General features: G+C 62.7%; 22 protein-coding genes and 1 other RNA gene. 12 read left to right on the top strand and 11 right to left on the bottom strand.

The window, feature by feature from the left end:
* Window positions 1–40 precede the first annotated feature (40 nt).
* Both ACCQ06_RS02065 and glpK read left to right on the top strand, forming a co-directional pair.
* A complete protein-coding gene (locus ACCQ06_RS02065; RefSeq protein WP_228322855.1) occupies window positions 41–862 on the top strand; it encodes an MIP/aquaporin family protein in 822 nt (273 codons plus the stop codon).
* Window positions 863–992: 130 nt separating this feature from the next.
* Window positions 993–2,492, top strand: coding sequence for a glycerol kinase GlpK (gene glpK / locus ACCQ06_RS02060; RefSeq protein WP_104617184.1), 1,500 nt, complete (start codon window positions 993–995; stop codon window positions 2,490–2,492).
* A gap of 111 nt (window positions 2,493–2,603) precedes the next feature.
* On the opposite strand, the gene ACCQ06_RS02055 is transcribed toward glpK, so the two are convergent.
* Together ACCQ06_RS02055 and pobA are read right to left on the bottom strand one after the other, a co-directional pair.
* A complete protein-coding gene (locus ACCQ06_RS02055; protein ID WP_228322853.1) occupies window positions 2,604–3,116 on the bottom strand; it encodes a nuclear transport factor 2 family protein in 513 nt (170 codons plus the stop codon).
* A gap of 212 nt (window positions 3,117–3,328) precedes the next feature.
* Window positions 3,329–4,516 (bottom strand): 4-hydroxybenzoate 3-monooxygenase, encoded by a 1,188-nt coding sequence (gene pobA, locus ACCQ06_RS02050; protein WP_316689996.1) that lies wholly within the window; start codon window positions 4,514–4,516, stop codon window positions 3,329–3,331.
* A gap of 96 nt (window positions 4,517–4,612) precedes the next feature.
* Here pobA and ACCQ06_RS02045 point away from each other — a divergent pair, with 96 nt between their 5' ends.
* On the top strand, window positions 4,613–5,509 hold the full coding sequence (locus ACCQ06_RS02045) for a helix-turn-helix domain-containing protein (protein WP_316689995.1): 897 nt from the start codon (window positions 4,613–4,615) through the stop codon (window positions 5,507–5,509).
* A gap of 125 nt (window positions 5,510–5,634) precedes the next feature.
* Here ACCQ06_RS02045 and ACCQ06_RS02040 read toward each other — a convergent pair whose 3' ends face one another.
* The 7 genes from ACCQ06_RS02040 to ACCQ06_RS02010 all read right to left on the bottom strand — a co-directional run bounded on the left by ACCQ06_RS02040 (window position 5,635) and on the right by ACCQ06_RS02010 (window position 13,377).
* Window positions 5,635–7,116 carry a benzaldehyde dehydrogenase gene (locus ACCQ06_RS02040; RefSeq protein WP_228322850.1) on the bottom strand — a complete coding sequence of 494 codons (1,482 nt, stop codon included), beginning with the start codon at window positions 7,114–7,116 and terminating at the stop codon, window positions 5,635–5,637.
* A gap of 30 nt (window positions 7,117–7,146) precedes the next feature.
* Window positions 7,147–7,914, bottom strand: coding sequence for a coniferyl-alcohol dehydrogenase (locus tag ACCQ06_RS02035; protein WP_104617175.1), 768 nt, complete (start codon window positions 7,912–7,914; stop codon window positions 7,147–7,149).
* Window positions 7,915–7,947: 33 nt separating this feature from the next.
* Complete coding sequence (locus ACCQ06_RS02030) at window positions 7,948–8,967, bottom strand: SphA family protein (protein WP_228322848.1); 1,020 nt, start codon at window positions 8,965–8,967, stop codon at window positions 7,948–7,950.
* Window positions 8,968–9,104: 137 nt separating this feature from the next.
* A complete protein-coding gene (locus ACCQ06_RS02025; protein ID WP_316689994.1) occupies window positions 9,105–9,581 on the bottom strand; it encodes a MarR family winged helix-turn-helix transcriptional regulator in 477 nt (158 codons plus the stop codon).
* A 543-nt stretch (window positions 9,582–10,124) separates the two neighbouring features.
* Window positions 10,125–11,378 carry an HD-GYP domain-containing protein gene (locus ACCQ06_RS02020; protein WP_316692477.1) on the bottom strand — a complete coding sequence of 418 codons (1,254 nt, stop codon included), beginning with the start codon at window positions 11,376–11,378 and terminating at the stop codon, window positions 10,125–10,127.
* A gap of 149 nt (window positions 11,379–11,527) precedes the next feature.
* Window positions 11,528–12,793, bottom strand: a complete 1,266-nt coding sequence (locus ACCQ06_RS02015) for an MFS transporter (protein WP_316689993.1) — start codon at window positions 12,791–12,793, stop codon at window positions 11,528–11,530.
* A gap of 506 nt (window positions 12,794–13,299) precedes the next feature.
* Window positions 13,300–13,377, bottom strand: a non-coding RNA gene (locus tag ACCQ06_RS02010) — sX9 sRNA.
* Between the two features lie 360 nt (window positions 13,378–13,737).
* Here ACCQ06_RS02010 and ACCQ06_RS02005 point away from each other — a divergent pair.
* Window positions 13,738–14,283, top strand: coding sequence for a gamma carbonic anhydrase family protein (locus ACCQ06_RS02005; RefSeq protein ID WP_228322845.1), 546 nt, complete (start codon window positions 13,738–13,740; stop codon window positions 14,281–14,283).
* 56 nt (window positions 14,284–14,339) lie between these two features.
* On the opposite strand, the gene ACCQ06_RS02000 is transcribed toward ACCQ06_RS02005, so the two are convergent.
* A complete protein-coding gene (locus tag ACCQ06_RS02000) occupies window positions 14,340–14,594 on the bottom strand; it encodes a YkgJ family cysteine cluster protein (protein WP_372364920.1) in 255 nt (84 codons plus the stop codon).
* 416 nt (window positions 14,595–15,010) lie between these two features.
* Between ACCQ06_RS02000 and ilvD the strand changes: the two genes are divergently transcribed.
* Window positions 15,011–16,849 carry a dihydroxy-acid dehydratase gene (ilvD, locus tag ACCQ06_RS01995; protein WP_316689990.1) on the top strand — a complete coding sequence of 613 codons (1,839 nt, stop codon included), beginning with the start codon at window positions 15,011–15,013 and terminating at the stop codon, window positions 16,847–16,849.
* Between the two features lie 146 nt (window positions 16,850–16,995).
* Window positions 16,996–17,976 (top strand): IS5 family transposase, encoded by a 981-nt coding sequence (locus ACCQ06_RS01990; RefSeq protein WP_316689989.1) that lies wholly within the window; start codon window positions 16,996–16,998, stop codon window positions 17,974–17,976.
* Between the two features lie 405 nt (window positions 17,977–18,381).
* Here ACCQ06_RS01990 and ACCQ06_RS01985 read toward each other — a convergent pair whose 3' ends face one another.
* Window positions 18,382–18,810 carry a phage integrase N-terminal SAM-like domain-containing protein gene (locus tag ACCQ06_RS01985; protein WP_316689988.1) on the bottom strand — a complete coding sequence of 143 codons (429 nt, stop codon included), beginning with the start codon at window positions 18,808–18,810 and terminating at the stop codon, window positions 18,382–18,384.
* 424 nt (window positions 18,811–19,234) lie between these two features.
* On the opposite strand from ACCQ06_RS01985, the gene ACCQ06_RS01980 reads away from it, so the two are divergent.
* From ACCQ06_RS01980 to ACCQ06_RS01955, 6 genes are all read left to right on the top strand, one after another.
* Entirely contained in the window at window positions 19,235–19,816 is a 582-nt protein-coding gene (locus tag ACCQ06_RS01980; RefSeq protein WP_316689987.1) for a hypothetical protein, read from the top strand.
* Window positions 19,817–19,899: 83 nt separating this feature from the next.
* A complete protein-coding gene (locus tag ACCQ06_RS01975; protein ID WP_316689986.1) occupies window positions 19,900–20,364 on the top strand; it encodes a hypothetical protein in 465 nt (154 codons plus the stop codon).
* Between the two features lie 398 nt (window positions 20,365–20,762).
* Window positions 20,763–21,248, top strand: a complete 486-nt coding sequence (locus ACCQ06_RS01970; RefSeq protein WP_316689984.1) for a hypothetical protein — start codon at window positions 20,763–20,765, stop codon at window positions 21,246–21,248.
* Window positions 21,249–21,378: 130 nt separating this feature from the next.
* Window positions 21,379–21,678 carry a hypothetical protein gene (locus ACCQ06_RS01965; RefSeq protein WP_316689983.1) on the top strand — a complete coding sequence of 100 codons (300 nt, stop codon included), beginning with the start codon at window positions 21,379–21,381 and terminating at the stop codon, window positions 21,676–21,678.
* Between the two features lie 565 nt (window positions 21,679–22,243).
* Window positions 22,244–22,792, top strand: a complete 549-nt coding sequence (locus ACCQ06_RS01960; protein WP_316689982.1) for a hypothetical protein — start codon at window positions 22,244–22,246, stop codon at window positions 22,790–22,792.
* Between the two features lie 473 nt (window positions 22,793–23,265).
* Complete coding sequence (locus ACCQ06_RS01955; RefSeq protein ID WP_316689981.1) at window positions 23,266–24,057, top strand: hypothetical protein; 792 nt, start codon at window positions 23,266–23,268, stop codon at window positions 24,055–24,057.
* The last annotated feature ends 133 nt before the right edge of the window (window positions 24,058–24,190 follow it).

Genomic DNA, 24,190 nt, shown 5'->3' with positions numbered 1-24,190 from the left:
CCCCTGTTCGTTGCAATGACCTGCTCGCGGGCCTGCGCGCATGAACCGTCAACTCGTGGGTGAGTTGATTTCCGAGGCGATCGCGATGTTCATCATCATTGCGCTCGGCGATTCGGTCGCGGCGATGTACATCCTCTACGACCCCAGTCCTTATCAGAACGCCTATTGGGGCGTGTGTATCGCCTGGGGCCTGGCGGTGACGCTGGCGATCTATGTGACCGGCTCGGTGTCGGGCACGCATGCCAACCCGGCAGTGACCCTGGCGCTGGCGCTATTTCGCGATTTTTCGTGGAAAAAGGTGGTGCCGTACTGGATTGCCCAGGTCATCGGCGCCTTCCTGGGCGCGGCCATCGTCTACCAGCTGTACGGGCCGGTGATCGACCATTTCAATCAGGTGCAGCAGCTCACCCGCGAAGCCGGCGGCGCGGCCGGTGTGTTCTTCACCGCGCCCGGTCTTGCGGTCACCCCAATGCATGCGCTGGTCGACCAGATCATCATCACCGCGTTCCTGATCTTCGGCATCTTCGCCATCACCGAGCGCTTCAACGAAGCCGCGCCGGGCGCCAATTCCGGCGCGTTGATGATCGGCCTGCTGGTGGCAACGCTGGGTGCGTCGATGGGCTATCTGGAAGCGTGGGCGATGAACCCGGCGCGCGATTTCGGCCCGCGTCTGTTCGCGTATTTCGCCGGCTGGGGCGAGGCGGCGTTGCCGGCCAAGGACAATTACTGGTGGATCCCGATCGTCGGCCCGTTGATTGGCGGTCCGATCGGCGCACTGGCCTACCAGTGGCTGATCCTGCCGTTCCTGCCGGCGCGCGTGCGCCATCTGCAGGGCGACACTGCGCCGCTGGATCCGCGCTAGTCGCCGCGCAGTGAATCGACCACCACGACGATGCGCGGGCCGCCGCTAAACGGCAGCCCGCGCATCGCTCCCAGGCTGCACCGACCACTCTCGCCGCGCGCCAATGCCGGCATTGTTCGAGGAATCTTCGATGGAAAAGCAATACGTCCTTGCGATCGATCAGGGCACCACCAGCTCGCGCGCGATGTTGTTCGATCGCCAGGGCAAGGTGGCCGGCGTGGCGCAGCGCGAATTCGGGCAGATCTTCCCGCAGCCGGGCTGGGTGGAACACAACCCGCGCGAGATCATGACCAGCGTGTACACCACCATTACCGAGCTACTCAACAATGCGCAGATCGATGCGCGCTCGATCGCCGGCATCGGCATCACCAACCAACGCGAAACCGCGGTGGTGTGGGACAAGGCCACTGGCCAGCCGATCTACAACGCCATCGTGTGGCAATCGCGGCAGACCAAGGACATCTGCACCCAGCTCAAGGAAGCCGGCCATGAGCAGATGGTGCGCGACAAGACCGGGCTGCTGATCGATGCGTATTTTTCCGGCACCAAGGTCAAGTGGATTCTCGATCACGTGGAAGGCGCACGCGAGCGTGCACGCAACGGCGAACTGGCCTTCGGCACCATCGACAGCTGGCTGATCTGGAACCTCACCGGCGGCAAGGTGCACGTGACCGATTACACCAACGCCTCGCGCACCATGATGTTCAACATCCACACCCTGGAATGGGATGCGCAGTTGCTGGAGATGCTGGACGTACCGGCGCAGATGCTGCCGGAGGTGCGCTCCTCCAGTGAGGTCTATGGCATGACCCAGACCCAGTATTTCTACGGCGAGCAGGTGCCCATCGCGGGCATCGCCGGCGACCAGCAGGCGGCGTTGTTCGGCCAGGCGTGTTTCGAGCCGGGCATGGCGAAAAACACCTATGGCACCGGCTGTTTCATGCTGATGAATACCGGCGACAAGGCGGTGATCTCCAAGGCCGGCCTGTTGACCACGATTGCCTGGGGCATCGATGGCAAGGTCGAGTACGCGCTGGAAGGCGCGATCTTCGTCGCCGGCTCGGTGGTGCAGTGGCTACGCGACGGCTTGCGCATGCTGGGCAAGGCCAGCGACTCGCAGGCCTATGCCGAACGCGCTGGCGATAACGATGGCGTCTACCTGGTGCCGGCCTTCGTCGGCCTGGGTGCGCCGTATTGGCGCAGCGATATCCGTGGTGCGGTGTTCGGCCTGACTCGTGGCACCAGCAAGGAACACTTCGTGCGCGCGGCGGTCGAATCCATGGCGTATCAGACCCGCGACGTGCTCACCGCGATGCAGAGCGATTCGGGCATCGAGTTGAAGGAGCTGCGTGCCGACGGCGGCGCGATCGCCAACGACTTCATGGCGCAATTCCAGAGCGACATTCTCAACGTGCCGGTGCTGCGCCCGGAAGTGGCCGAAACCACCGCGCTCGGTGCGGCGTATCTGGCAGGTCTTGCAACCGGCTTCTGGAGCAGCCGCGAAGAAATCGCCAAGCAATGGGCGGTGGATCGACGCTTCGAACCGGCCATGGCCGAAGACAAACGCGAGCAACTGTATGCCGGTTGGCAGCAGGCGGTGGAAGCGACGATGGGCTTCCGGATCAGCTAAACGTCAGAATCTGACGGCGGCTGCCGGCGTACTTCCTGCTGCAGTGTTTGCCGATTATCCAACCCATCTATTGCCGGCCTGCATGGTGCAGGCCGGCGATACGTCAGATGATTACTGGCCGCTGGTGTTTGCGCGGCCGGCAATGGTGTCCGGGTCCCAATGTTCCTTGATCAGACCTTTTTCGATACGGAACATGTCGAACCAGGTGGTGGTGTAAGTCTTGCCCGGGTGACGCGGGTCCGGCAGCGTGCGGACCGACACCAGCGTGACCAGATCGCCATCGGCGGTGATGGCCACCAACGGCAACTGCACGCGCGGTTGCACCGGGGTCGGCTTGACGAAGGCGGTCAAAAACGCAATGAACGCATCGCGCCCGTTGGCCACATTCGGGTTGTGCTGGATGTAGTTCTTGTCCATGTACATCGGCGCGTACTGCACCTGCCCCGCTTCGAACACGATACGCCAGAAGTCGTAGACCAGGCGCTTGTTGGCGGTTTCGTACCAATTGGAACCGAGCAACAATTTCTGGTGATTGGTATTTTCAGTGACGGCGGTCTGCGCGAACGCCGCCATCGGTGCGACCAGCATGAGCAACAACAAGGCGCGGGAAACAATCTTTTTCATGGGGATCTCCTGGAAGGAAACGGGCCGTGCGCTCACGGGGGAGTTGGCACACGGCGCGATTGGGGCAATGACGCGTCCTTGCACAGACAGCAACCGCCACGCGTCCACGCCACCCTACCGAGCACATCCACTGCCGCGCTAGCCACCGCGAGGTGCACCAGGGAACCTTGAAACTGCCTGGTGATAAAAAAATCACCTTTTAACCGGCTGCCTCAGACTTCCGCCAGCTCCACCAGCGGCAGCCCCGCATAGTTTTCTGCGATGGTCGCGCGGCCGGCCTGGCTGCCGAGCAGATACTCCAGCTCGGCCCGGCGGATGCGTGCAGTAAAGGCATCTTCGTCGTCGAAGGTATGCAGCAGCGTGGTCATCCACCACGAAAACCGCTCGGCCTTCCACACCCGCTGCAGCGCCAGCGCCGAGTACTGCTGCAATACATCGGCATCGCCGGATGCCTTCCAGCGTATGAACAACTGCGCAAGCAGGCCGACATCGGCCAACGCAAGGTTCAGTCCCTTTGCACCGGTCGGCGGCACGATATGCGCCGCATCGCCGGCCAGAAACAGGCGGCCGTACTGCATCGGTTCGGCGACGAAGCTGCGCAGCGGCGCGATGCTCTTTTCGATCGATGGGCCGGTGACCAGTTGCTCGGCCAACGCTTCCGGCAGGCGTGCGCGCAACGCATCCCAAAACGCCGCATCGCTCCAGGCGTCCACACGGGCGTCGGCGGGCACCTGCACGTAGTAGCGCGTGCGGGTGGGCGAGCGCATCGAGCACAATGCAAAGCCAAGCCGATGACGCGCATAGATCAGCTCCTCGTGCACGGGCGGCGTGTCGGCCAGTACACCCAACCAGCCGAACGGATAGACACGCTCGAACACGCGCATGCGCTCGGCCGGGATGCTGGCGCGGCTGACCCCATGAAAGCCGTCGCAGCCGACGACGTAGTTGCAGGCAACGCGCAGGCGGCTGCCCTCATGCGTGAATTCCACGCTGGGCGTCGCGCTATCCAGCGCGTGCAGGGTGACGTCGTGTGCGTCGTAGTAGGTCGGCGCACCGCTACGCTGACGCGCCTGCATCAGATCGGCAGTGACTTCGGTCTGGCCATACACCGTGACCCCGCGGCCGCAACTGCGCAGCAGATCGATGCGCTCACGCTGGCCATCGAGCGACAGTTCGAAGCCGTGATGCGGCAGGCCTTCACGCTGCAGGCGCTCACCCACACCGGCGCGTTGCAGCAACTCCACACTGCCCTGCTCCAGCACCCCGGCGCGGATGCGCCCCACCACGTGTTCAGGCGTCTGCCGTTCGACGATGAGGGTGTCGATACCGGCCCGCAGTAACAACTCGCCCAGCAGCAGCCCGGATGGCCCGGCACCGATGATTGCAACCTGCGTCCGCATGGGGCGCTCCTGCTTTCAGTGATCAGGCCTGCAGTGTCGGTAGCCAAGCACGACCATTGAAGGGATGATTGCGCGCAGTGCTTGGACTTTTCGACGATGCCCACTCGCGCGCACCCCACTGCTGCCATCGCTGCTGTTCCCGCCTTCGGCCTGTATGGCGAGCGGCACGCCGATGCACCGGAGTTATTGCATTGGGAGTCGATCGCCGCGCGCAGCCGGCTGCACGACTGGCGCATCACCCCGCACCGGCATGAGGATCTGGCGCAGCTGCTGTATGTGCAGCGCGGGCCGGCAACCCTGCAACTGGATGGACGCACCCAGCGTCTGCGGGGTGCCACCGTGGTATGGCTGCCGCCGCTGTGCGTGCACGGGTTTGCGTTCGACCCGCAGGTGCGCGGGCACATCATCACCTTGTGCATGCCGCTGGTGCGCAGCGCACTGAGCGCTGCACCGCTGCTGCAATCCGGCCTGGCGATGCCGGCGGTGTTGCCGGTCAAGGCATCGCAACGCCTGCTCGATGTGCTGTTCGACAGCATCGCCGACGACCATGCGCATCAGCGCGTGGGGCACGAGGCCGCACTGCAGGCCGCAGCAACGCAACTGGTGATCTGGACTGCACGTGCTGCGCTACAAGGCCTGCAGGACGCGGCCGTGGCCAACGCGCAAGCCAATCCGGCGCTGCGGCATCTGCGCGCGTATCAAACCTTGATCGACCAGCACTACCGCGCACACTGGCCGATCTCCCGCTACGCCGATCAGCTTGGTCTGACGCCGGGCCATCTCAATGCGGTGTGCCGACGGCTTGCCGATGCCTCGGCCCTGGAACTGCTACAGCGCCGGATCATGCTCGAAGCACGTCGCACCCTGCGCTACACCAGCCTGAGCGTGCAGCAGATTGCCGCGGCCCTTGGATTTTTCGACGCTGCGTACTTCAGCCGCTACTTTGCGCGGCAGGCAGGCTGCTCGCCGACGCGTTTCCGCACCGGCGAGTGACTCGATAAAGCGCTGCCGAGCCGGGGCACGACGACGTCGCAACAAGCTCGGCACTGACACAGCAACGCAGCCCGCCATGCCTTGGACTTGCGTCGGGACCAGCTAGCCGATCCCGGCGCCTGCCGTCAGAACGGGTACTGCGGCACCTCGTTCTTGATCGTCAGCCACTGCCAGTGCGTGTATTGCTCCCAATCGGCCGGGCCACCGACGCTGGTGCCATTGCCGGATGCGCCGGTGCCGCCGAACGGGTTGATCACCTCATCCAATACAGTCTGGTCGTTGATGTGCAACAGACCCGGATGCAGGCGTTCGCCCAGCGCCAGCGCCCGCGAGACCGAGGCCGACATAATGCCGGCGGCCAGGCCGTATTCGCCATGGTTGGCCATCTGCGCGGCTTCTTCGTCGGTGTCGAACACGCTGACATTGATTACCGGCCCGAACACTTCCTCATCGAACACGCGCATGCCCGGACGCACGTTGGACAGCACGGTGGCCGCGTAGAACAGCCCCTCGTTGGTTGCGCCGGCTTCCACCACCGCGCCGGCGGCGACACTGTCGGTGACGATATCGATCACCCGCTGCAGCTGGCGCTGGTCGATGATCGGCCCCAGTGCCACGGTGCCGCTGACCGGGTCGCCCACTGGCAGATGGCGCGCCTTTTCCGCCAGACGCTGGGTCAGCGCATCGGCCACGCTCCGCTGTACCAGCACCCGTCCGGTGGCCATGCAGATCTGGCCTTGGTGCATGTACGCACCGAAGGCAATCGCCGAGGCGGCGCGATCCAGATCCGCATCGTCGAGCACGATCACCGCGTTGTTGCCGCCCAGTTCCAGCGCCACCTTTTTCAGATGTCGTCCGGCAATTTCGCCGATGCGGCGGCCGGCCGCAGTGGAACCGGTGAAGGCGATCATCGGGATATCCGGCGCTTCCACCAGCGCCTGGCCAATTTGCGCATCGCCGTGCAGCACGTGCAGCAAGCCCTTGGGCAGGCCGGCTTCTTCCAGCACCTGCGCAATGATCACCCCGCCGGTGTACGGCGTGCGCGGGTCGGGTTTGAGGATGACCGCATTGCCCATCGCCAATGCCGGCCCCACCGAACGCAGCGACAGGATCAACGGAAAGTTGAACGGGGAGATCACCGCCACCACGCCCAATGGCATGTGACGGGCCAGGCTGAGCTGGCCGGCACCGGTCGGCAGCACCTGCCCCATCGCCTGCAACGGCAGGCCGGCAGCGTGCTGGTAGAACGCCACCGCTTCATCGACCTCGCGCTGCGCCTTGGGCAGGATGCCGCCGGTTTCGCGTGCGATCAGCAACGCGGCTTCGGCACTGCGTGCCTGCATCACCTGCGCGGCGCGGTGAAAGACCGCAGCGCGTTCGCGCGGCGCGGTGGCGGCCCAGGCGCGCTGCGCGTGTTTGGCTTGTGCCACGGCAGCGGCAACATCGGCCAGATCGGCCTTGCTCACCTCGTGCAACAAACCGCCGGTGGCCGGCTCATAGATCGGCAAGGCGCCGCCGTGACCTGGCACCCACTCGCCATTGAAGATGCAGCCGTGCCACGCGGGTGTGGCGGTCGCAGCGATCGCTGCGCTGGGAAGAGCATTCATGGTCTAGCCTCCTGCTAAAACAGTGGGGAATTACAGCGTGGTGGATGCCAGGCCGCCATCGACCGGCAAGGTAATGCCGTTGATCCAGCGCGCGGCATCGGATGCGAGGAACACGATGGCCTCGGCCACTTCGTCGGCATACGCAGGCCGCGTCATGCGCTTGGCATCTTCCTTGACGCGCTCCTCGCCCAGCATGGCGGCGAAATCGCCAAGGATCGGCGTAAACACCGGCCCGGGTGAGACGTTGTTGACGCGCACGCCGCGCTCGGCAAACCACGGCCGCGATTGCAGCAAGGTCCACACGATCAGGGCTTCCTTGAAGTATTGATAGCAGGTGTCGTGCGCCACCGGATGCGCGGCCAGCCAGGCGGTACCGGCGTCGAAACTGTCGGTAGCGGCCAGCTGCTTGTGCAGGTCCAGCCGCTGCGGCCATTCGGCGCCCAGGATCGAGGCGACATTGATGATGCTGCCGCCGGCCGCGATGCGCGGCAACAGCGCCTGGCTCAGATGCCGCAGGCCCAGGTAATTGACGCGCGCCACCACATCCAGCGGCGCGGTGCCCGGCACGCCGGCCACGTTGGCCAGCGCATCGATCTGCTGCGGCAGCGCGCGCACCAGCGCGTCGATGGAGGCCGCATCGCCCAGGTCGGCCTGATGGAAGCCATGCAGGGTCATCTGCACCGGTGTGCGGTCGACACCGATCACCGTGGCGCCATGGAACCGCGCAAGCCGTGCGACCTCTGCGCCGATGCCCGACGCCACACCGGTCACCACGATCGTCTTGTTTTGCAAATTCATTGCCACCCTCCGTAGGAGCCAGCTGCGCCGGCGCTAGAACACATGGACGTACTGCAGGTTGACGTTGTTGCCGGAAGCCGCGTTTCTGACTTCCACCGGCAGGTAAAGATTGGCGAACAGGATGTTGTTGGCATCGAACCGCCACACACCGCCCGGGCCGGCGTAGAACACGCGCTGGCGGCTGTCGGACACGCGCTGGCCATTGGTGCGGTTATCGCGAAATTGGGTGAGGTAATACGCGTTGATGCCGAATCGCACATCCGGCACCACTTCCCAGGAAGTGGCGAAATTGATCCAGCCCGCGTCGCCGGCCTGGCCGTTGCGGAAGGCAAACCCGTCGGGCAGGTTGGGCCGGCGCTCGCTGCGAAAGTTGTAGACGTAGTTGAGGCGTGCGCTGATTTCCCACTTGGGCGTGGGCAGCACCGTCACTGCGTAATTGGGGATCAGCGACCAATAGCCCGAGCCCTGGTTGAGATCGCGGTCGCGGTCGAACTTGCCGATCGGTGCCACCGCGTTGAATTCGAACCGCTGCGAGAACACCGGCCGCCCGTCGCGCATCACCGGCAGCATCTGCAGATACGGGCCGAAGGTCAGATCGCCCACCCCGGCGCCGTTGTCGCGCAAGGTGGCAATGCTGTTGCGACCGAACGAGGCATCCAGATTCACCAGCGGCAGTAGCGTGTTGAAGCCCACTACGCCACCGAACAATTTGTAAGGCGTGACGTACGCGATCTGCGTCAGCAGCAGCGTCGAGTCGATGCGCGGGTTGTCGAACACCGGCACATCGTCGCCGCGTGCATCCTTCACCGAATCCAGCGAGGTCTGGCGCAGGTAGGTGACCACGGCCCAGCCAGGCGTGGTGCGGGTAAAGCCATCCAGAAAACTCGTCCCGCCGGTATTGAGGCCGTTGGTCAACGCCATGCTCTGGGGCACGCCCTGCGCCAGCGCCGCCCCACTCGCAAGCAGCCCCACGAGGCCGAGCGCTGCACGCACCCGCCACGCCGCCTTTACAGCCACGCCACGCACCACCGAGGATCGAATCACGACGCACATCTCCAGCGTTGGAAGGAAACAGCGGGCGTGCCACCTGGCACGCGATCAGGCAGGGGCGATCCCCGCGCTGCGTACGGCACGTGTCATCAAGACATTGGTGAGATCACGCTGGCCGGCAGAGGGCCGGCGCAGTGGGCTTACAGCGTGTCGAGCCGATCCAGGCGATCGAGCGCGCGCAGCAGCGGCGCCTCGCTGGTGCCGAGCACCGCACTGAGCTGCTGTTCCATGCGCAGCACTTCGGCTTCGGCATCGGTCAGCAGGGTCATGCCGGCCGGCGTCAACGACAGATGCTGCATGCGCCGGTCCTGACGCCCGCGTACCTGCCGTAGCAGACGACGCTTGACCAGCCGCGCCACCACGATGGCCAGGTTCGGCGGCGAAACATGCAGCACGTCGCCGATCTGGCGCTGGTTGATGCCCGGATTGCCGTCCACCAGCATCAGCAGAGAGAAATCGACCGGCTTCAGATCGAAGGCGGCAACGCAGTCCTGAAACATGCGCCTCACCAGTAGCTCGGTGCGGGTGATGCGGTAGCCCAGCAGTCGCAGCAGACGCGCCTGGTCCACCACAGTGATGGCATCGGGCAACGGTGCAGCAGTGGCAGTAGCGGGCATGACGGTTCTCGCGACAAAGGCAGCGGGCGGAGCGGTACGCACCATGCGCCCGGTCCGCAACGCCGATCCCCGGCGTGCAGCGCATTGTAGACGCGGCCAGGCCTGCCGATGTGGACACGCCGGCTGTCGATACGTGCCGTGTCCCTGCGCGTGCCGCTGCCGCACCGCCCTTCCACGCACGCGCATGGTCGCGATGCAGCGCTGCGGTGTGCGGGGGACGGTGGTGATCCAGGCACGGCTTGGACATGAGATCCGGTCGGCAAGTGTTTGCGTTTCGGAATAGTTATTTATCATAACTACATTTGCCAAGCTGCAGCGCAGCATGGTCGCGCTCGCTAGTTCATGGACGGGTGCCGGGCAGACGGGAAGGCGGGCGCCCATTGTTCAGGTACTTGAGCCATCGCTCTTTGCGCGTGTCCAAGCCGTCCGGCAGCATCGAGGCCGCCATCCCTGATGCGCAGAAACGCGCTGCGGTGTGTGGGCGAGCGACGCACGCACGCGTCGCGCAAGCAGCATCCCGCAACGCCTGCATGCGCAGCGCGCTTACGGCAGCCAGAGTTTCTCGAGATCGCGGAAGCCCCAGTCGGTCGGGCTTTCCATCTGCGCGATACGGTCCTGACAATCGGGCCGCGACAGGTCGATGTCCTGCACCAGCACGTGGCTGCGCAACTTGGCCGAATAGAACACGCGCACCTTGGGCTTGAGTAGCGCGTCCTGGGTCTGTTCGATCACCACGGCCAATTTTTGCGATTCCAGACGCACCAGCGAGCCGACTGGATAGATGCCCAGCCGGCGCACAAACGCCTGAAAGATCGTGGGGTCGAAGTGACCTTTCCACGACGCCATCTGCTTGAGCGATTCGGCCGGGTCCCAGGCGCGTTTGTACGGGCGATCGGAACTGATGGCGTCGTACACATCGCACACCGCGCCCATCCGCGACATCAGCGAGATGTCTTCGCCGACCAGGCGGTTGGGGTATCCGCTGCCGTCCATCTTTTCGTGATGATGCAGCGCAATTTCCAGCACCACCGCGTTCTGCACGCCGCCGGCCACCAGCAGGCGATGTCCATCCAGCGGATGCTGGCGCATCACATCCATTTCTTCATCGGTGAGCCGGCCGGGCTTGTTGAGAATCTCCAGCGGCGTCACCGCCTTGCCCATGTCGTGCAGCAGGCCGCCCATCGCCGCTTCCACCACCTGCGCCTCGGGCAGACCGAGCTGCCGCGCCAGCCCGCTCATCAGCCCGGCCACAGCCATCGAATGCAGATAGGTATAGTCGTCGGCGGTCTTGAGCCGCGCCACGCTGATCAGGGCCTGCGGATGACGCAGCACCGAATCGTTGATGGCTTCCACCAACGGCATGGCCGCCTCGGTGTCGACAGTGCGCCCCAGCCGCACATCGCGAAACATCGCTTCCACCGTGTCGCGGCCGTCTTCAAAAATGCGCCGCGCCCGCACCACTTCGGCTTCGATCCCGACCTGCGCGGTGACGCTGTTGGTCCGTGCACTGCGCACGGTGGACGCCGGCTCCGGCGGTTCGGGCTCCGGTTCCGGCGTGGGCGGCGACGCTGGCGCATCGCCCGCAGCCTGCTCGCCGACCGCCGCGCCGGTCTCCACATCCAGGCCGCGGGCGGTGTCGATCACCAGTTGCTCGATCCGACTGCCGTGAATCTTGTCCACGTCGTCGGAATCGACCAGAAACGACGTTTTCCAGAACGGATGGTGCACCCACGCGCCCAGCAGCTTGTAGACATACATGCCGGGACGGAGTTGGTCGGAGTCGATGGTTCTGAGCATGCCGGCGCTGGTCTGCACAATGTCCACGGAAGAGTCCGCCACGGGCTTGGCGGTCTTCGGAGTTATCGGCACCGGTCTGGATTTCTTTGGTCTGCGAACGCAACCGCAGCAGCGCGGTCAGCGGTTTCGGGCACCCCCGGCGGAGCGGTTCAGCGCTCCGGCAAGCGCATCGCCACCACCGCAGCAGCGGCGAACAGCAACGGCACGCCACAGGCCAGATACAACATGGCCGGCGACCAACCGGCATCCAGCAGCACCCCCGCGCACAGCGGCGAGGCAATGGCGCCCAGCCGCCCAATCCCGATCGACCAGCCCATGCCGGTGGAGCGCACCGCCGCGGTAAAGACCACCGGCGCCACCGCGTATAGCCCCCCCATCGCCGCCGTCAGGGCCGCACCGGTCAGCAACGCGGTGACAAATGCCCAACTCAGCACCGTGCTGCTCAAGCCGAACGCGACCATCCCGATCGTCACCAGCACCAGTGCGCCGGCGGTGAGCCGCGACAAGCGCCCGCGCAGGGCCAGCCAACTGAATAGCGTACCGCCAACGATGCCGCCCAGGTTCAGCAGCACCCCGCCGGTAAGGCCCTCGGCCGCCGACAGGCCGGCGGTCACCAGCAGCTTGGGCGTCCAGCTGAGCACGAAGTAGAACGCGAACATCAGCAGGAAGAACGCCAGCGCGATCAGCAGCGATTGCCGCCGCAGCTTACCCACGAACAAGGCCGCATACCCCTGCGCCTGCCCTGCCGCCTGCGCAGGTGGCAGCGGCAACTGCGGATGCGGCGCCATCCCCATGCGTGCCAGCACCGCATTGAAGCGCGCATGCGCGTGAGGCGGCCGGCGGGCGATCAAAAAGTCCAGCGATTCGGGCAAGAAGGCCAGCACCAGCGGCACGCAGAGCAGCGAGCCGAGCGCACCGAGCCAGAACACCGATGGCCAGGACCAGTGCTGCACCAGCAGCGCCGCGATCGCGCCCCCGATCGTTGCCCCGACCGGGTAGCCGGTGGCCTGCAGCACCGTCGCCGTAGTGCGCCAGCGTGCGGTGGAATATTCGGCAGCGGTCACCGCCACGCAGGCCAGCATGCCGCCGATCCCGACCCCGGTGAGCGCCCGCAGCGCGCCCAACTGCCACACATCGCCTGCCAGTGCGGATGCGCCCATGCCGACGGTCAGGATGGTCAGACACACCAGGATCAGCGCACGGCGACCGATGCGGTCTGCCAACGGCGCCAGCAACAGCGAGCCGACCGCCATGCCGACCAGCCCGGCACTGAAAAGCGCACCCAGCAGCTTGCCCGACAGCTGCCAGTCCGCCGACACATGCGGAGCGGTGAATGCCATCGCCATCACGTCGAAGCCGTCGAGCATCGTCAGCAGCACGCACACCGCCACGGCCCTCCACTGGAACGGCGTCATGCGCTCCAGGACAAACTGCGTGGACTTGGCGTGTTTTGGAGCATTGGCGTGTCCTGTGAGGGAGCTGATGTGGCGCAGCGTTAGCGCTGGTGCATTCACGCTGCGGCATGGGACCCCGCGCGGACGCACACCTGAAGACCTGGCACGTGCGGCAGAGGCGACCGACACGTGGCAACGGCCTGCACGCTAGGCCGATTGCCGGTGCCATTCAAGGCCGATTACCGCAGTGTTGTGCGCTTATCGGATGCAGACCCGATGGGCTTCGCTTGCGCAGCGCTGGGTTCGGATGTGGGGTCTGCGTTGGCGGTTGCGCCTCCAGGCACAGGGCACGACTGGCGATCAGATCCTGCGCGGTTGCCTTGTTCGTAGGCGCATCGTTCACGCGTTAGCTGCGCGAAGTCGCCTTCAAACGCGAATGTGCGGTGCTTGTCCGGAGTGTCGCGCCACCTTTCGCAAGGCACTTCGTCGGCGAATATCACGGCGACAACGATCTTGCGGCTTGGGGTGGCTGACAGAACGTGGCGAGCAGCTGCCAGGTGGCTATGGACTGCGCGCTCAGAATCGGAGAGTTACGAATGGCTCATACCGATTCCGAACAACCGCCGCGCCTGCCTGGTGGTCGCGCAGCAGTGTGGTCAGGCACTCCTGGTCGCGCCTGCATCGTGATTAACGCACGCGCTGCATCTGTGTCAGATCGCCGGATACACCGCATGTGCACGCAACAGCACCGCAGGCGACCTCGAATCGCGTCACTCACATGCAGCGATAAACCACGGCCTCACCCAACACGCATCGATACGCGCTTCCACCAAAGCATCCACAACGCGCATCCATCATGCCATCTGCCATCGCGCAGCACTGACGCTACCGCAGCAACACACACCGCACAGGTATCATTCACCTGTGTCCGCAGTTGGCGGCACGCTGACTTGCAGGAGAGTGCCGTGACCCCGATCCGCCCATTTCTGGACCACACCCCACAGCTGGGCGCACGCGTCTATGTCGACCCGGCCTGCACCATCATCGGCAAGGTGAGCCTGGGCGACGATGTGTCGGTGTGGCCAGGCACGGTGATCCGCGGCGACGTCAATCACGTGCAGATCGGCGCACGCACCAACGTGCAGGACGGCACCATCATTCACGTCAGCCACCACAGCCCGTTCAACAAGGCCGGCTATCCAACCATCATCGGCGCCGACGTGACCGTCGGCCACGGCACCATCCTGCACGCCTGCACCATCGAAGACCTGTGCCTGATCGGCATGGGCGCCTGCGTGCTGGATGGGGCCACCATCAAACGCTACGGGTTTGTCGGCGCCGGTGCGGTGGTAGGGCCCGGCAAGGTGGTTGGCGAAGCGGAATTGTGGCTGGGCAATCCGGCGCGGCTGGCGCGCGCGCTCAGCGACAAGGAAATCGAAAGCCTGCATTACTCCGCGCAACATTATGTGCGGCTCAAGGATCAGTATCTGAGTGGGCCGGCGGGCGACTGAGCAGGCGCGTGGCCGACTGCTGAATCGCGTCGACGCACCGGCGCGTTGCTGGTTTTTCAGGGCTGCGTGGCGCGCTCCAACGCCGTCAGCATCGTCAACGCCTGTTCGCGCGATGTGCCGCACATCTCCAGCGACGGCCGCAAGTTGCCGCACACTGCCGGGCGCTGCGGCAACCCGAACAACCGGCAGCCCAGCTGTGCGTCCAGTTGCACGCACGCCACCCCCGCCGGCTTGCCGTTGGGCATGCCGGGAATCGGCGAACTGATCGAGGGCGCGATGCAGCACGCGGCACAGCCGGCGCGGCACGACATGGCAGGGGTCATGCGCGCAGTTTAGAGCGGCTAGCAAAACGTAGCGAGCGAAGGTCAGATACGTATGGGCGAGGCACCCGGCCCCGCGATTCGCATGGTTGGCGACGACGCTGCGACCCGAATGCCCCCCCTGACGGTGAGCGCTGTGGTTGTCGTGGCCGCCCCCGAACCCGCGCGCATGCGCGCAGCCTGGAAAACGCGTGTATCGCGCCGCATCGATGAACCGTTTGGGGTGGCCGCAACCCCTGTCTGCCCGCGCGCGCGCCGCATTCGTACTCGTCTGCCGCCGCGCTCGTGCCTGGCGGCTGCGTGCTACCGTGCCCGATCGCCAGAACGCGCCGCGACGGTTGCAGCAGCAACAGTCGCGACGCGCTCTAATTGCCAGCCACCGCTCGCTGATCAGCCGTCGAATCGCCATGCCCGAGTATCGCTCCAAGACCTCCACCCACGGCCGCAACATGGCCGGCGCGCGCGCACTCTGGCGCGCCACCGGCATGCAGGATGGCGACTTCCACAAGCCCATCATCGCCATCGCCAATTCCTTCACGCAGTTCGTGCCCGGGCACGTCCACCTGAAGGATCTTGGTCAGCTGGTCGCGCGCGAGATCGAGCGCGTCGGTGGCGTGGCCAAGGAGTTCGACACCATCGCCGTGGACGACGGCATCGCGATGGGCCATGACGGCATGCTGTATTCGCTGCCTAGCCGCGAGATCATCGCCGACTCGGTCGAATACATGGTCAATGCGCATTGCGCCGACGCGCTGGTGTGCATTTCCAACTGCGACAAGATCACCCCGGGCATGTTGATGGCCGCGTTGCGGCTGAATATTCCGACCGTGTTCGTCTCCGGCGGCCCGATGGAAGCCGGCAAGACCAAGTTGTCCGAACATAAACTCGATCTGATCGACGCCATGGTGATCGCTGCCGACGACAGCGCATCGGACGAGAAAGTCGCCGAATTCGAACGCAGCGCCTGCCCCACCTGCGGCTCGTGCTCGGGCATGTTCACCGCCAACTCGATGAACTGCCTGACCGAAGCGCTGGGACTGTCGTTGCCGGGCAACGGTACCGTGGTGGCCACGCATGCCGACCGCGAGCAATTGTTTCTGCGTGCCGGGCGCGTGGCGGTGGAACTTTGCCACCGCTGGTATGGCGGCGAAGATCCCACCGCACTGCCGCGCGGCATTGCCACCTTCGAAGCGTTCGAAAATGCGATGACGTTGGACATCGCCATGGGCGGCTCGACCAATACCATCCTGCATCTGCTCGCCGCCGCGCAGGAAGGCGAAGTACCATTCGGCATGCGCGACATCGACCGCCTGTCAAAGCGCGTGCCGCAGCTATGCAAGGTGGCGCCGAATACGCCCAAGTACCACATCGAAGACGTGCATCGTGCTGGCGGCATCATGGCCATCCTGGGCGAGCTGGCACGTGGCGGCCTGCTGCACACCAACGCGGCCACGGTGCATGCACGCACCCTGGCCGACGCCATCGCGCAATGGGATGTCACCCAGACCGACGCGGAGACCGTGCACACGTTCTACAAGGCCGGACCGGGCGGCATCCCCACGCAGATCGCCTTCAGCCAGGCCACGCGCTGGGACACGCTGGATACCGACCGCAGCGAGGGCTGCATTCGCGATGTCGCGCACGCGTTTTCGCAGGAAGGCGGCCTCGCCGTGCTGTACGGCAACATCGCCCGCGACGGCTGCGTGGTCAAAACCGCTGGCGTGGACGAATCCATCCACGTGTTCGAAGGCAACGCCCGCGTCTACGAAAGCCAGGATTCGGCGGTCAAGGGCATTCTTGCCGACGAAGTCAAAGCCGGCGACATCGTGGTGATCCGCTACGAAGGCCCCAAGGGCGGCCCAGGCATGCAGGAAATGCTGTACCCCACCAGCTATCTCAAATCCAAGGGCCTGGGCAAGCAGTGCGCCCTGCTCACCGACGGCCGCTTCTCCGGCGGCACCTCGGGCCTGTCGATCGGCCACGCCTCCCCGGAAGCCGCTGCAGGCGGTGCGATCGGTTTGGTGCGCGATGGCGACAAGATCCTGATCGACATTCCCAATCGCTCGATCAATCTGCTGGTCTCCGACGAAGAGCTTGCTAGTCGTCGCGCCGAGCAGGACGCCAAGGGCTGGAAGCCAGTAGAGGTACGCCCACGCAAGGTCACCACGGCGTTGAAGGCGTATGCGTTGCTGGCGACCAGCGCGGACAAGGGCGCGGTGCGGGACAAGGCGTTGTTGGACGGCTGAGATATCTCCGAGCCAGGCCCATGCCGTCCGTCCCCGCAACCGCGGCCATGACCAACTGCACTCCCTGACTTGCGAAGACTTAAGGAACCTCTGAACAAAGCACGGCAGATGCGCGACACTATCCGCCTCGTGTTGAGGAATCATCCATGCAACTGACGTTCGGTGACGCTGAGGGCCTGGGCAAGCGCAAGCAGACCCGGCGCGAGATCTTTCTGGCCGAGATGGAGCAGGTCGTTCCGTGGCAGCAATTGCTCGGTCTGATCGCTGCACACTATCCGGTGTCGGGACGGCCAGGTCGGCAGCCGTACGCACTGGCGACGATGTTGCGGATTCATCTGCTGCAGCAGTGGTATGCGTTGAGCGATCCGGCGATGGAAGAAGCGCTGCACGAGATTCCGACCTTGCGGCGCTTTGCCCAGCTCGGTGGGTTGGACGACATTCCGGATGAGACCACGATTCTCAACTTTCGGCGCCTGCTGGAGACCCATGGCCTTGCCGCACGGATGCTGGAAGCGGTCAACGCACATCTGGCGCGCAAGGGCCAGAGCCTGCGCTCCGGCACGATCGTCGATGCGACCCTGATCGCTGCACCCAGCTCGACCAAGAATGCCGACCATGCGCGCGACCCTGAGATGCATCAGACCAGGAAGGGCAATCAGTGGTATTTCGGGATGAAGGCGCACATCGGCGTGGATGAGTTTTCCGGGTTGGTGCACCACGTCCATTGCACAGCGGCCAATGTCGCCGATGTCACGGTGATGCACACGTTGCTGCATGGCAAAGAAGACAGCGTGTTCGGCGACAGCGGTTACACCGGCGCGGACAAACGCGACGAACTGCAGGCGTGCGACGCTGCATTCTTCATCGCCGCCAGGCCCTGGACGATCCAAGCCATCGGCAAGAAGCGCGAGCGTGCTCGGGCACAGCGTTTGGAACACGTCAAGGCCAGCGTGCGCGCGAAGGTGGAGCATCCATTCCGGGTGATCAAGCGCCAGTTCGGTTACACCAAGGTCCGCTATCGCGGCCTGGCCAAGAACACCGCACACGTGCTGACCTTGTTTGCGCTGTCAAACCTGTGGATGAAGCGAAAGCAATTACTGCCTGCGATGGGGAGCGTGCGCCTGTGATCCGTGGAATTCCCACGGAAAGCGCCAGAAATGGCGAAACTCCGAAGATCCAAACGCGATTCTCCGGAACGATGCGGACATTCTGCCCTCTTAGGCCTCGTTGTTCAGACCTTCCTTAAGGAAAAACCACCCTGCGCCCTTCCCCCGCCTGCGGGGGAAGGTGCCCGAAGGGCGGATGGGGGCAGCCACGCGATCACGCGACAATGCCGACGAACCTAAACCGCGCCCACTGCAAAGCACCCTGCAGAACTTCCCTGTAAGCGTGACGCCGGCCAATCCAGCGGATGCCTGGATCCACCGACTGACGCGGCGACCGAACGGATATTGCCAACCATGGCGCGGCGTCGGCTTGGGGACACTTCCGCGCTACTGCATGCGACAGCACCACCCACCAGGCACAGGTCATCACTTCCCCGCACGGAGCAGCAGCATCCGCTCGCATTGCTGCATCATCGCCGCGCGCAGACTGAGCGCCAGTGGCAACAACCCGTCGCTAACAATCTCGCCGTCGCGCACCACGATCTCCCTGCGCGCGGCATCCACATCCTTGATGCGTAGACGCACGCATTCCATCAAACGCATGCCGCCGCTGTAGAGCATTGCCGCCATTAGTGCGTGACACCCTTCTATCTGCGCCAGCACCGCCATGACCTCCGCCTCACTCAAGACCGTAGGCAACCGCCGCGGCCGCTTGGCCCGCTCAATCACGTCCATCCATGGTAGATCGCGTCCCAACACCTCGCGATACAGAAACAGCAAAGCAGCCAGCGCGTGATTCTGCGTCGAAGGCGCCACATGATCGCGCGCCGCCAGCAGAGTCAGGAACGCTTCCAAGTCGCGCACTCTCATCGTCTCTGGATGGCGTTTGCCGTTGGCCAGGCTGAAGCGCCGAATCTAACCAACATAGGCATCCTCGGTGCGCTTGGCACGGCCCAGCCGCCCCAACCGATCGAGGACGCGATCCAGCAACCGAGCCGGTCGTCGCCCGGTAGGCGCTGCCGAAGACGGCTACCTGGCGCCCGATGCAGACCAGGAGATTGAAGCCGTTCGGTCGGAATGATACGGTCGCATTCATGATGAGTCGGTCAAGGGGAATGCGACATGCTGACGCATCGTAGTCACGCACCACGATCGGCATACCGCGTTGATACGACTGGGGTTGCACTGGGTGGGGAGGTCAGAAATTACGTACTACACCCCGGTGCTACGCACCTTTTTGACTTCGAATAGTTGTTAGGCATCAGAGCGAGGGCTGCTAGTGGTCGACCGTCCTCAGGGCACAGTGATCCTGGATCTCCAGCTATCTGATCGAGAAATGTTTCTGATCGGAATGATCGTTGCCCATTGGGGAACGATCGAGCATGAAATCTTCATGCAGACTTTTGTCACGTTTGATGACGCTCAAACTAAGGCCTCTGATTTTCCAAAAGCAATGAACAACCTCCAGTTCACGCAGGTCCTTGCCTTATGGAAAGAACGTGTCGTAGAAAAATCTGAAGGCAAGCGGGCTACGGTCCTGCGAGATGTACATGGCCAACTGCTTGACCTTAAAGAGCCTCGGGACGCGCTAATCCACGGCATGTGGCAGTGGTCGCCGGAACATCTCCATCGGATTAGTACTGTGCGAGTCAGGAAGTGTGAGATAAAGACTAGCCATTTTGACGTGGAGTACTTGCAGGATCTCGCGATGCGCCTCGCAGAGCTCAACTTTTCGGTCCATTATCCTCGTGGAACAGTTGATCTCGTCGCGTCCAGGAAGGATGCAGGCTTTTACATCAGTCGCAAGGGATTTCAGTTGATGTCCGATCTGTCTAAAGCAAAGGATGCACCAGATGAGTAGGCTGATGCCTAACAATTCATTCAAGCCGAACTTGCTTCGCAAGTCGGCTTAATTCAGGTGTTAGGTGCGTACAGGAGGCCGCGATGGAACATAACTTCGAACGATTGAAAGCCCACATACTTCCCCTGTCGCAATCGGGAGTATTCGAGGTAGCCCGCATTGAGTGGGATTTGGTAAGTGTTGAGATCACGGAAGAATTCGATAGCTGCCCCTGCGGGCAAGAGATCAAAGAACATTGCTACATAACAAATCGCATCACCGGACAGTCGACGCATGTCGGAAATGTCTGCATCAATCGCTTCATTGGCATTGACACGGGCACCTTGTTCGAAGGCCTGAAGCGAATTGCAAAAGACCCATATGCCAACGCTAACCTCGACGTCATTGAGCATGGACGCAAGATGGGATACATCTATGACATTGAATATGCGTTCTTGGTCAGCACACGCCTCAAGCGCAAGCTTTCGGACAAGCAGCTTGAATGGAAGCGAAAGATCAATCGTCGCATTGCACAGCAAATTTCTGTGCAACGTCGCACACGCACCTAACAATTAATCCAAGCCGAACTGGCTTCGCCGGTCGGCTTATTTCGGGCGTTAGAGCCCACGAAGGGCACAAGGGGGACTGAAATGGCAAGAAACGAGATTTGTTCTAATTGCGGCTATACGGGAAATTCCAAAAGCATTACAAAGGGCAGCATTCTCATTGAGCTGGTCCTTTGGCTTTTCTTCATTATTCCAGGCTTGATTTATTCGCTTTGGCGTCTTACTACTCGTCATCCTGCTTGCCCGCAATGTGGTGCAACCAACATGGTTCCGCTAGATTCGCCACGCGGCAAAAAGCTTCAAGCAGAGCTGAGTCAGTAGGTGGGCTCTAACAATTCAATCAAGCCGAACCTGCTTGGCAGGTAGCCTTATTTTAGGCGTTAGGTGCCACAGGGAGATTCATGACGATCCAACGAGAAGCCGCGTATCACGAGGCAGCGCACGCCGTCCTGGCGCACATTTCTAATTACCACGCGATCGTGGGGAATATAAATCTGCTCAGCTACGGCGCTGGAGATTCCTACATGTCACTCAGCAGGTCAAAGTGCGCCGCTGGCGGGAAGCCCCAAGATGCTTCTGCGCAAGGGGACAAAGAGGTGGCTCGAGACTTCGCCATCGTCCTTTGCGCAGGTCTGGTCGGAGAGCAGATTGCTTCAGAACTAGACAGCTCCTTGACGCCAAACCCGGCGTGTGCCGAGCCCGATCATGCTCTTGCGGAGCGGCAATTGCGCATTGCGGGCTTGAGCAAAAAGTGCGATCTATACCAGTCACAAGCACGCGACCTGTTGCAGCAAAACTGGGATACTGTTGAAAGGCTAGCCACGTACTTGTTCGCAAATCACTCGGTAAGTCCCCACCAGGTGGTCGCCATCATCGATGGTACCTAACAATTCATTCAAGCCGAACTTGCTTCGTTACGGCAACGACATGGCCAAAAAGCTCGCCACGTTCTTGCCTCCACTACACAACTCGGCTTAATTCGGACGTTAGGCCTCACATCGACCAATGGAGTTAGCCATGCAAATCCAGCGATACTCGAAAGATCAGCCCTTCGTTGATTGGCAACAAGGCGCAAACGGCTTCAAACGAGCCTGGATTCAGTGCAAGCCCGGAACAGACAAGGACTGGGCAAGTGCCAAAGATGGCCGTTATCTCAATGTCGTGCGCGTGGAGAGGCGTGGCGCAGGTCCAGCGGGCAACGCCACAGACTTCCCTATCTTCTCGGATCTCTCAGACGAACAGATTTTGGTCGCTTTTGTCACTGCTGTCTCTGCGATCACTGGCTGCAAACTTGAGCCAACTGGCAGTGAGGCCTAACAATTCGTCAAGCCGGAACCACATCGTGGCGTCGACCACGTGCCTACGCTACGCTAGATGTGGTCGCCACCCCGCTGCGGGGCGGCCTAACTCAGGCGGTGGGCCACATGACAGAATCCCCGGCTTTGCCGCTCTCAACCTGGCTTCTCCAAGCCGTACCATCCAGCACTCCCGATGGAGTGGTGGCTTACAATTTCAATTTGGCGGAATGTGGCGACTGGATCGTAGAGTTGATCGGAGCCGGCACCTACGACCAAGATGATTCTGAGTGGGCTTGTCCGGCGGAGTTATGGTCATCTCAGCCACTTGAGCTTACGCTTGAGCGCTCTGTTGCGGGCGCCGGGTGGGAACAAGCGCTGACGTACGTGACTGCAGAGGTAAGATCTTTTATCGAGAACTCACCTACCTTGCAGGCAAGTGTGCTTCGCGACGCTACGGCGGTATGTGTCGGCTTTGTCGACGGTGAATTGGTCGAAGTTTGGCCCGCAAATACGGCTGACAGGTAATTGGCGCAGAGCCATTTTCACAGGTCGGCTTAGTTCAGGCCTTGGCGACCTGGAACGGTATGCGCGCACTCGTCATTCTTTGCCTTGCTTCGATCGTTGCTATGGCGGGATGCACCTCCATTCCGCTTGCAACGGCGCTTAGTCTTTCGTCGATGAGCCCGCGTTCGTTGGCCCAACTAGACCCAGCGAAGCTGTTGGTCCGCGTTTCCGTTCCGGTCGGCTTTGAGCTCAACGTCGCGGCAACGCGCCTCGACCTTCAACTGAAGGCCTCTGGCACCAGTAAAGCTGCCGCTATGGGTCTGACCGCAGTCACGGTCTCGCGCGCCGTGCGCTCAGGCGGCCTCTTCAACCCGGATGTACCGGTGTCGACATATCTTCTGCGGCTGACGCCGGAGGGAAGCCGGCAGCTTCATGAATTACAGCGCTTTATCCTCGCAAACGATGCGAAGCAGTTTGAATTTGTCCTGCATGTGCCCTTTGCTACCGTGCCCGCCTCGGCGCGCGAAGCGATCTTCTGGGCCGATCTCAAACTTTCACAGTCCGAGCCGTTCAAGCCTTTGGTCGATGGTGCAACCATCAAGTTTACAATTGAGCAGGATGGTGGTTGAGAATGTCATTCAAAAGGTTCGCCGTCCGACGTCTACCCGTCAGCGCGTAATCTCCTTCACCTGCCCATCGACGTTGCAGAGCAAGTTTGCAGTTTGCATAGCGACATCATCGAGAAGACATCCCGGTGTTGCAGAACTGCAGTTGCCTTCATCGAACCGCTACGCTTGGATCTTTAGGCTCACAGACTACGCACCAACGGTGTCGGCTCCTCCGATGTCCCGCGCCAGATGCGTTTGGCCACCCTGGCCCACGGCTGCATGCCTGGTTGCCTGCACCTGCGCCCCGAAGGCGAGCATCAAACATCGAGTTCGACGCGAATGCAGTAGGCCAATGAGCGCGTCGCCGGCTCCGTGACAGGTTGGCAAGACGATGCCGCGTCAGGCATGGTGAGCGCCCTGTGTCTGCGCGCCGCTCCATCACGCGTGCACTCGGCGCCCTGCCCTGCCACCCACACGTTGTTGCCAAGGACCGCATGTTCTCCATCTTCAAGAAGAAAGCCACAGCGTTGTTGATCGTTCGAGCCGATGGAAATGAGTTGTGTCGCGTGACAGAACAAGATCTCCCTTGCGAAATGACGCCTTCAGTGCAGTTGAAGTCTGGCAGCGTGCTGGAATGTGTGGATTCGGCAGGAGACGTGCGCACGCATGAGCTCGGCAGTGCGTCTGGATGGTTCCATTTTTCCGTGCGCGTCCATGCCAATCTGGGATGCCAGGTGGATTGCGTCATTTCCGAGGAGCAGCAGCTCGCTTCGGATGCGTTTGCGACCGGCAAGGCATCCGGGATCAGGTTTCAGCCATTCTTTTTGCCGGACGCAGCCATCAGCAACTCCGCGCTTGCAGGCAAGGGGCTGTTTGCGCGGGGACTGCACTACGGTGGCACGGTCACCAGTGGCAATGTGGTGCTGTCCTGTGTGTGCGACCACTGCCAGCGTTCATTCCTGATCCGCTCCTATCACGCAGGGTTTAGTAACGCGGGCTACTTCTATTCGGCATCCGGCGCGTACACCATGACGGTCGACAGCCATCTGCCTGGCAGCCCAGCAGCGTTGTCCGAGCCCGATGCTGAGGCACTTGCTGCGTTGGAAAGCGCATTGCCTCTGGCGCCGGATGGGTCGAGCTATAGCTACCTCAACCCTTTCCGCTGCCCGCATTGCTCCGCGCCGTATATCGATTTCATCGCCAATCCCGGCTTGCGGCAGAGCGAGTACTACGGCAACTATTTTGATGGCTCCACGCTGCTGCGCTATGTCCCGGCAGATGCCTAGCGTTCGCCCTTGATACGTGCAGGGCTGGATTGGTGCCGTTAGCCGGACGCGGCGCCGTGGCGCATAGTGCGCGCTGCGCCATGCAATGCCGATACCCGCACTATCTTGCAAGAGCGACGCTTCCAACCGTCTT

Source organism: Xanthomonas sp. NCPPB 4467, assembly GCF_041475665.2.
Taxonomy (GTDB): Bacteria; Pseudomonadota; Gammaproteobacteria; order Xanthomonadales; family Xanthomonadaceae; genus Xanthomonas; species Xanthomonas dyei.
The sequence above is the reverse complement of the archived record's forward strand: the minus strand, read 5'-3'. Positions and strand labels throughout refer to the sequence as shown.

Bases quoted from the DNA above. Each gene is read 5' to 3' on its own strand.
- ACCQ06_RS02045 (WP_316689995.1), top strand. From the start codon at position 4,613: ATGCCCACTCGCGCGCACCCCACTGCTGCCATCGCTGCTGTTCCCGCC.
- ACCQ06_RS02035 (WP_104617175.1), bottom strand. From the start codon at position 7,914: ATGAATTTGCAAAACAAGACGATCGTGGTGACCGGTGTGGCGTCGGGC.
- ACCQ06_RS02065 (WP_228322855.1), top strand. From the start codon at position 41: ATGAACCGTCAACTCGTGGGTGAGTTGATTTCCGAGGCGATCGCGATG.
- ACCQ06_RS02030 (WP_228322848.1), bottom strand. From the start codon at position 8,967: ATGTGCGTCGTGATTCGATCCTCGGTGGTGCGTGGCGTGGCTGTAAAG.
- ACCQ06_RS01970 (WP_316689984.1), top strand. From the start codon at position 20,763: ATGACGATCCAACGAGAAGCCGCGTATCACGAGGCAGCGCACGCCGTC.
- ACCQ06_RS02020 (WP_316692477.1), bottom strand. From the start codon at position 11,378: ATGCTCAGAACCATCGACTCCGACCAACTCCGTCCCGGCATGTATGTC.
- ACCQ06_RS02000 (WP_372364920.1), bottom strand. From the start codon at position 14,594: ATGTCGTGCCGCGCCGGCTGTGCCGCGTGCTGCATCGCGCCCTCGATC.
- ACCQ06_RS02055 (WP_228322853.1), bottom strand. From the start codon at position 3,116: ATGAAAAAGATTGTTTCCCGCGCCTTGTTGTTGCTCATGCTGGTCGCA.
- ACCQ06_RS02025 (WP_316689994.1), bottom strand. From the start codon at position 9,581: ATGCCCGCTACTGCCACTGCTGCACCGTTGCCCGATGCCATCACTGTG.
- ACCQ06_RS02040 (WP_228322850.1), bottom strand. From the start codon at position 7,116: ATGAATGCTCTTCCCAGCGCAGCGATCGCTGCGACCGCCACACCCGCG.
- glpK (WP_104617184.1), top strand. From the start codon at position 993: ATGGAAAAGCAATACGTCCTTGCGATCGATCAGGGCACCACCAGCTCG.
- ACCQ06_RS02015 (WP_316689993.1), bottom strand. From the start codon at position 12,793: ATGACGCCGTTCCAGTGGAGGGCCGTGGCGGTGTGCGTGCTGCTGACG.
- ACCQ06_RS01955 (WP_316689981.1), top strand. From the start codon at position 23,266: ATGTTCTCCATCTTCAAGAAGAAAGCCACAGCGTTGTTGATCGTTCGA.
- ACCQ06_RS01965 (WP_316689983.1), top strand. From the start codon at position 21,379: ATGCAAATCCAGCGATACTCGAAAGATCAGCCCTTCGTTGATTGGCAA.
- ACCQ06_RS01990 (WP_316689989.1), top strand. From the start codon at position 16,996: ATGCAACTGACGTTCGGTGACGCTGAGGGCCTGGGCAAGCGCAAGCAG.
- ACCQ06_RS01960 (WP_316689982.1), top strand. From the start codon at position 22,244: ATGCGCGCACTCGTCATTCTTTGCCTTGCTTCGATCGTTGCTATGGCG.
- pobA (WP_316689996.1), bottom strand. From the start codon at position 4,516: ATGCGGACGCAGGTTGCAATCATCGGTGCCGGGCCATCCGGGCTGCTG.
- ilvD (WP_316689990.1), top strand. From the start codon at position 15,011: ATGCCCGAGTATCGCTCCAAGACCTCCACCCACGGCCGCAACATGGCC.
- ACCQ06_RS01975 (WP_316689986.1), top strand. From the start codon at position 19,900: ATGGAACATAACTTCGAACGATTGAAAGCCCACATACTTCCCCTGTCG.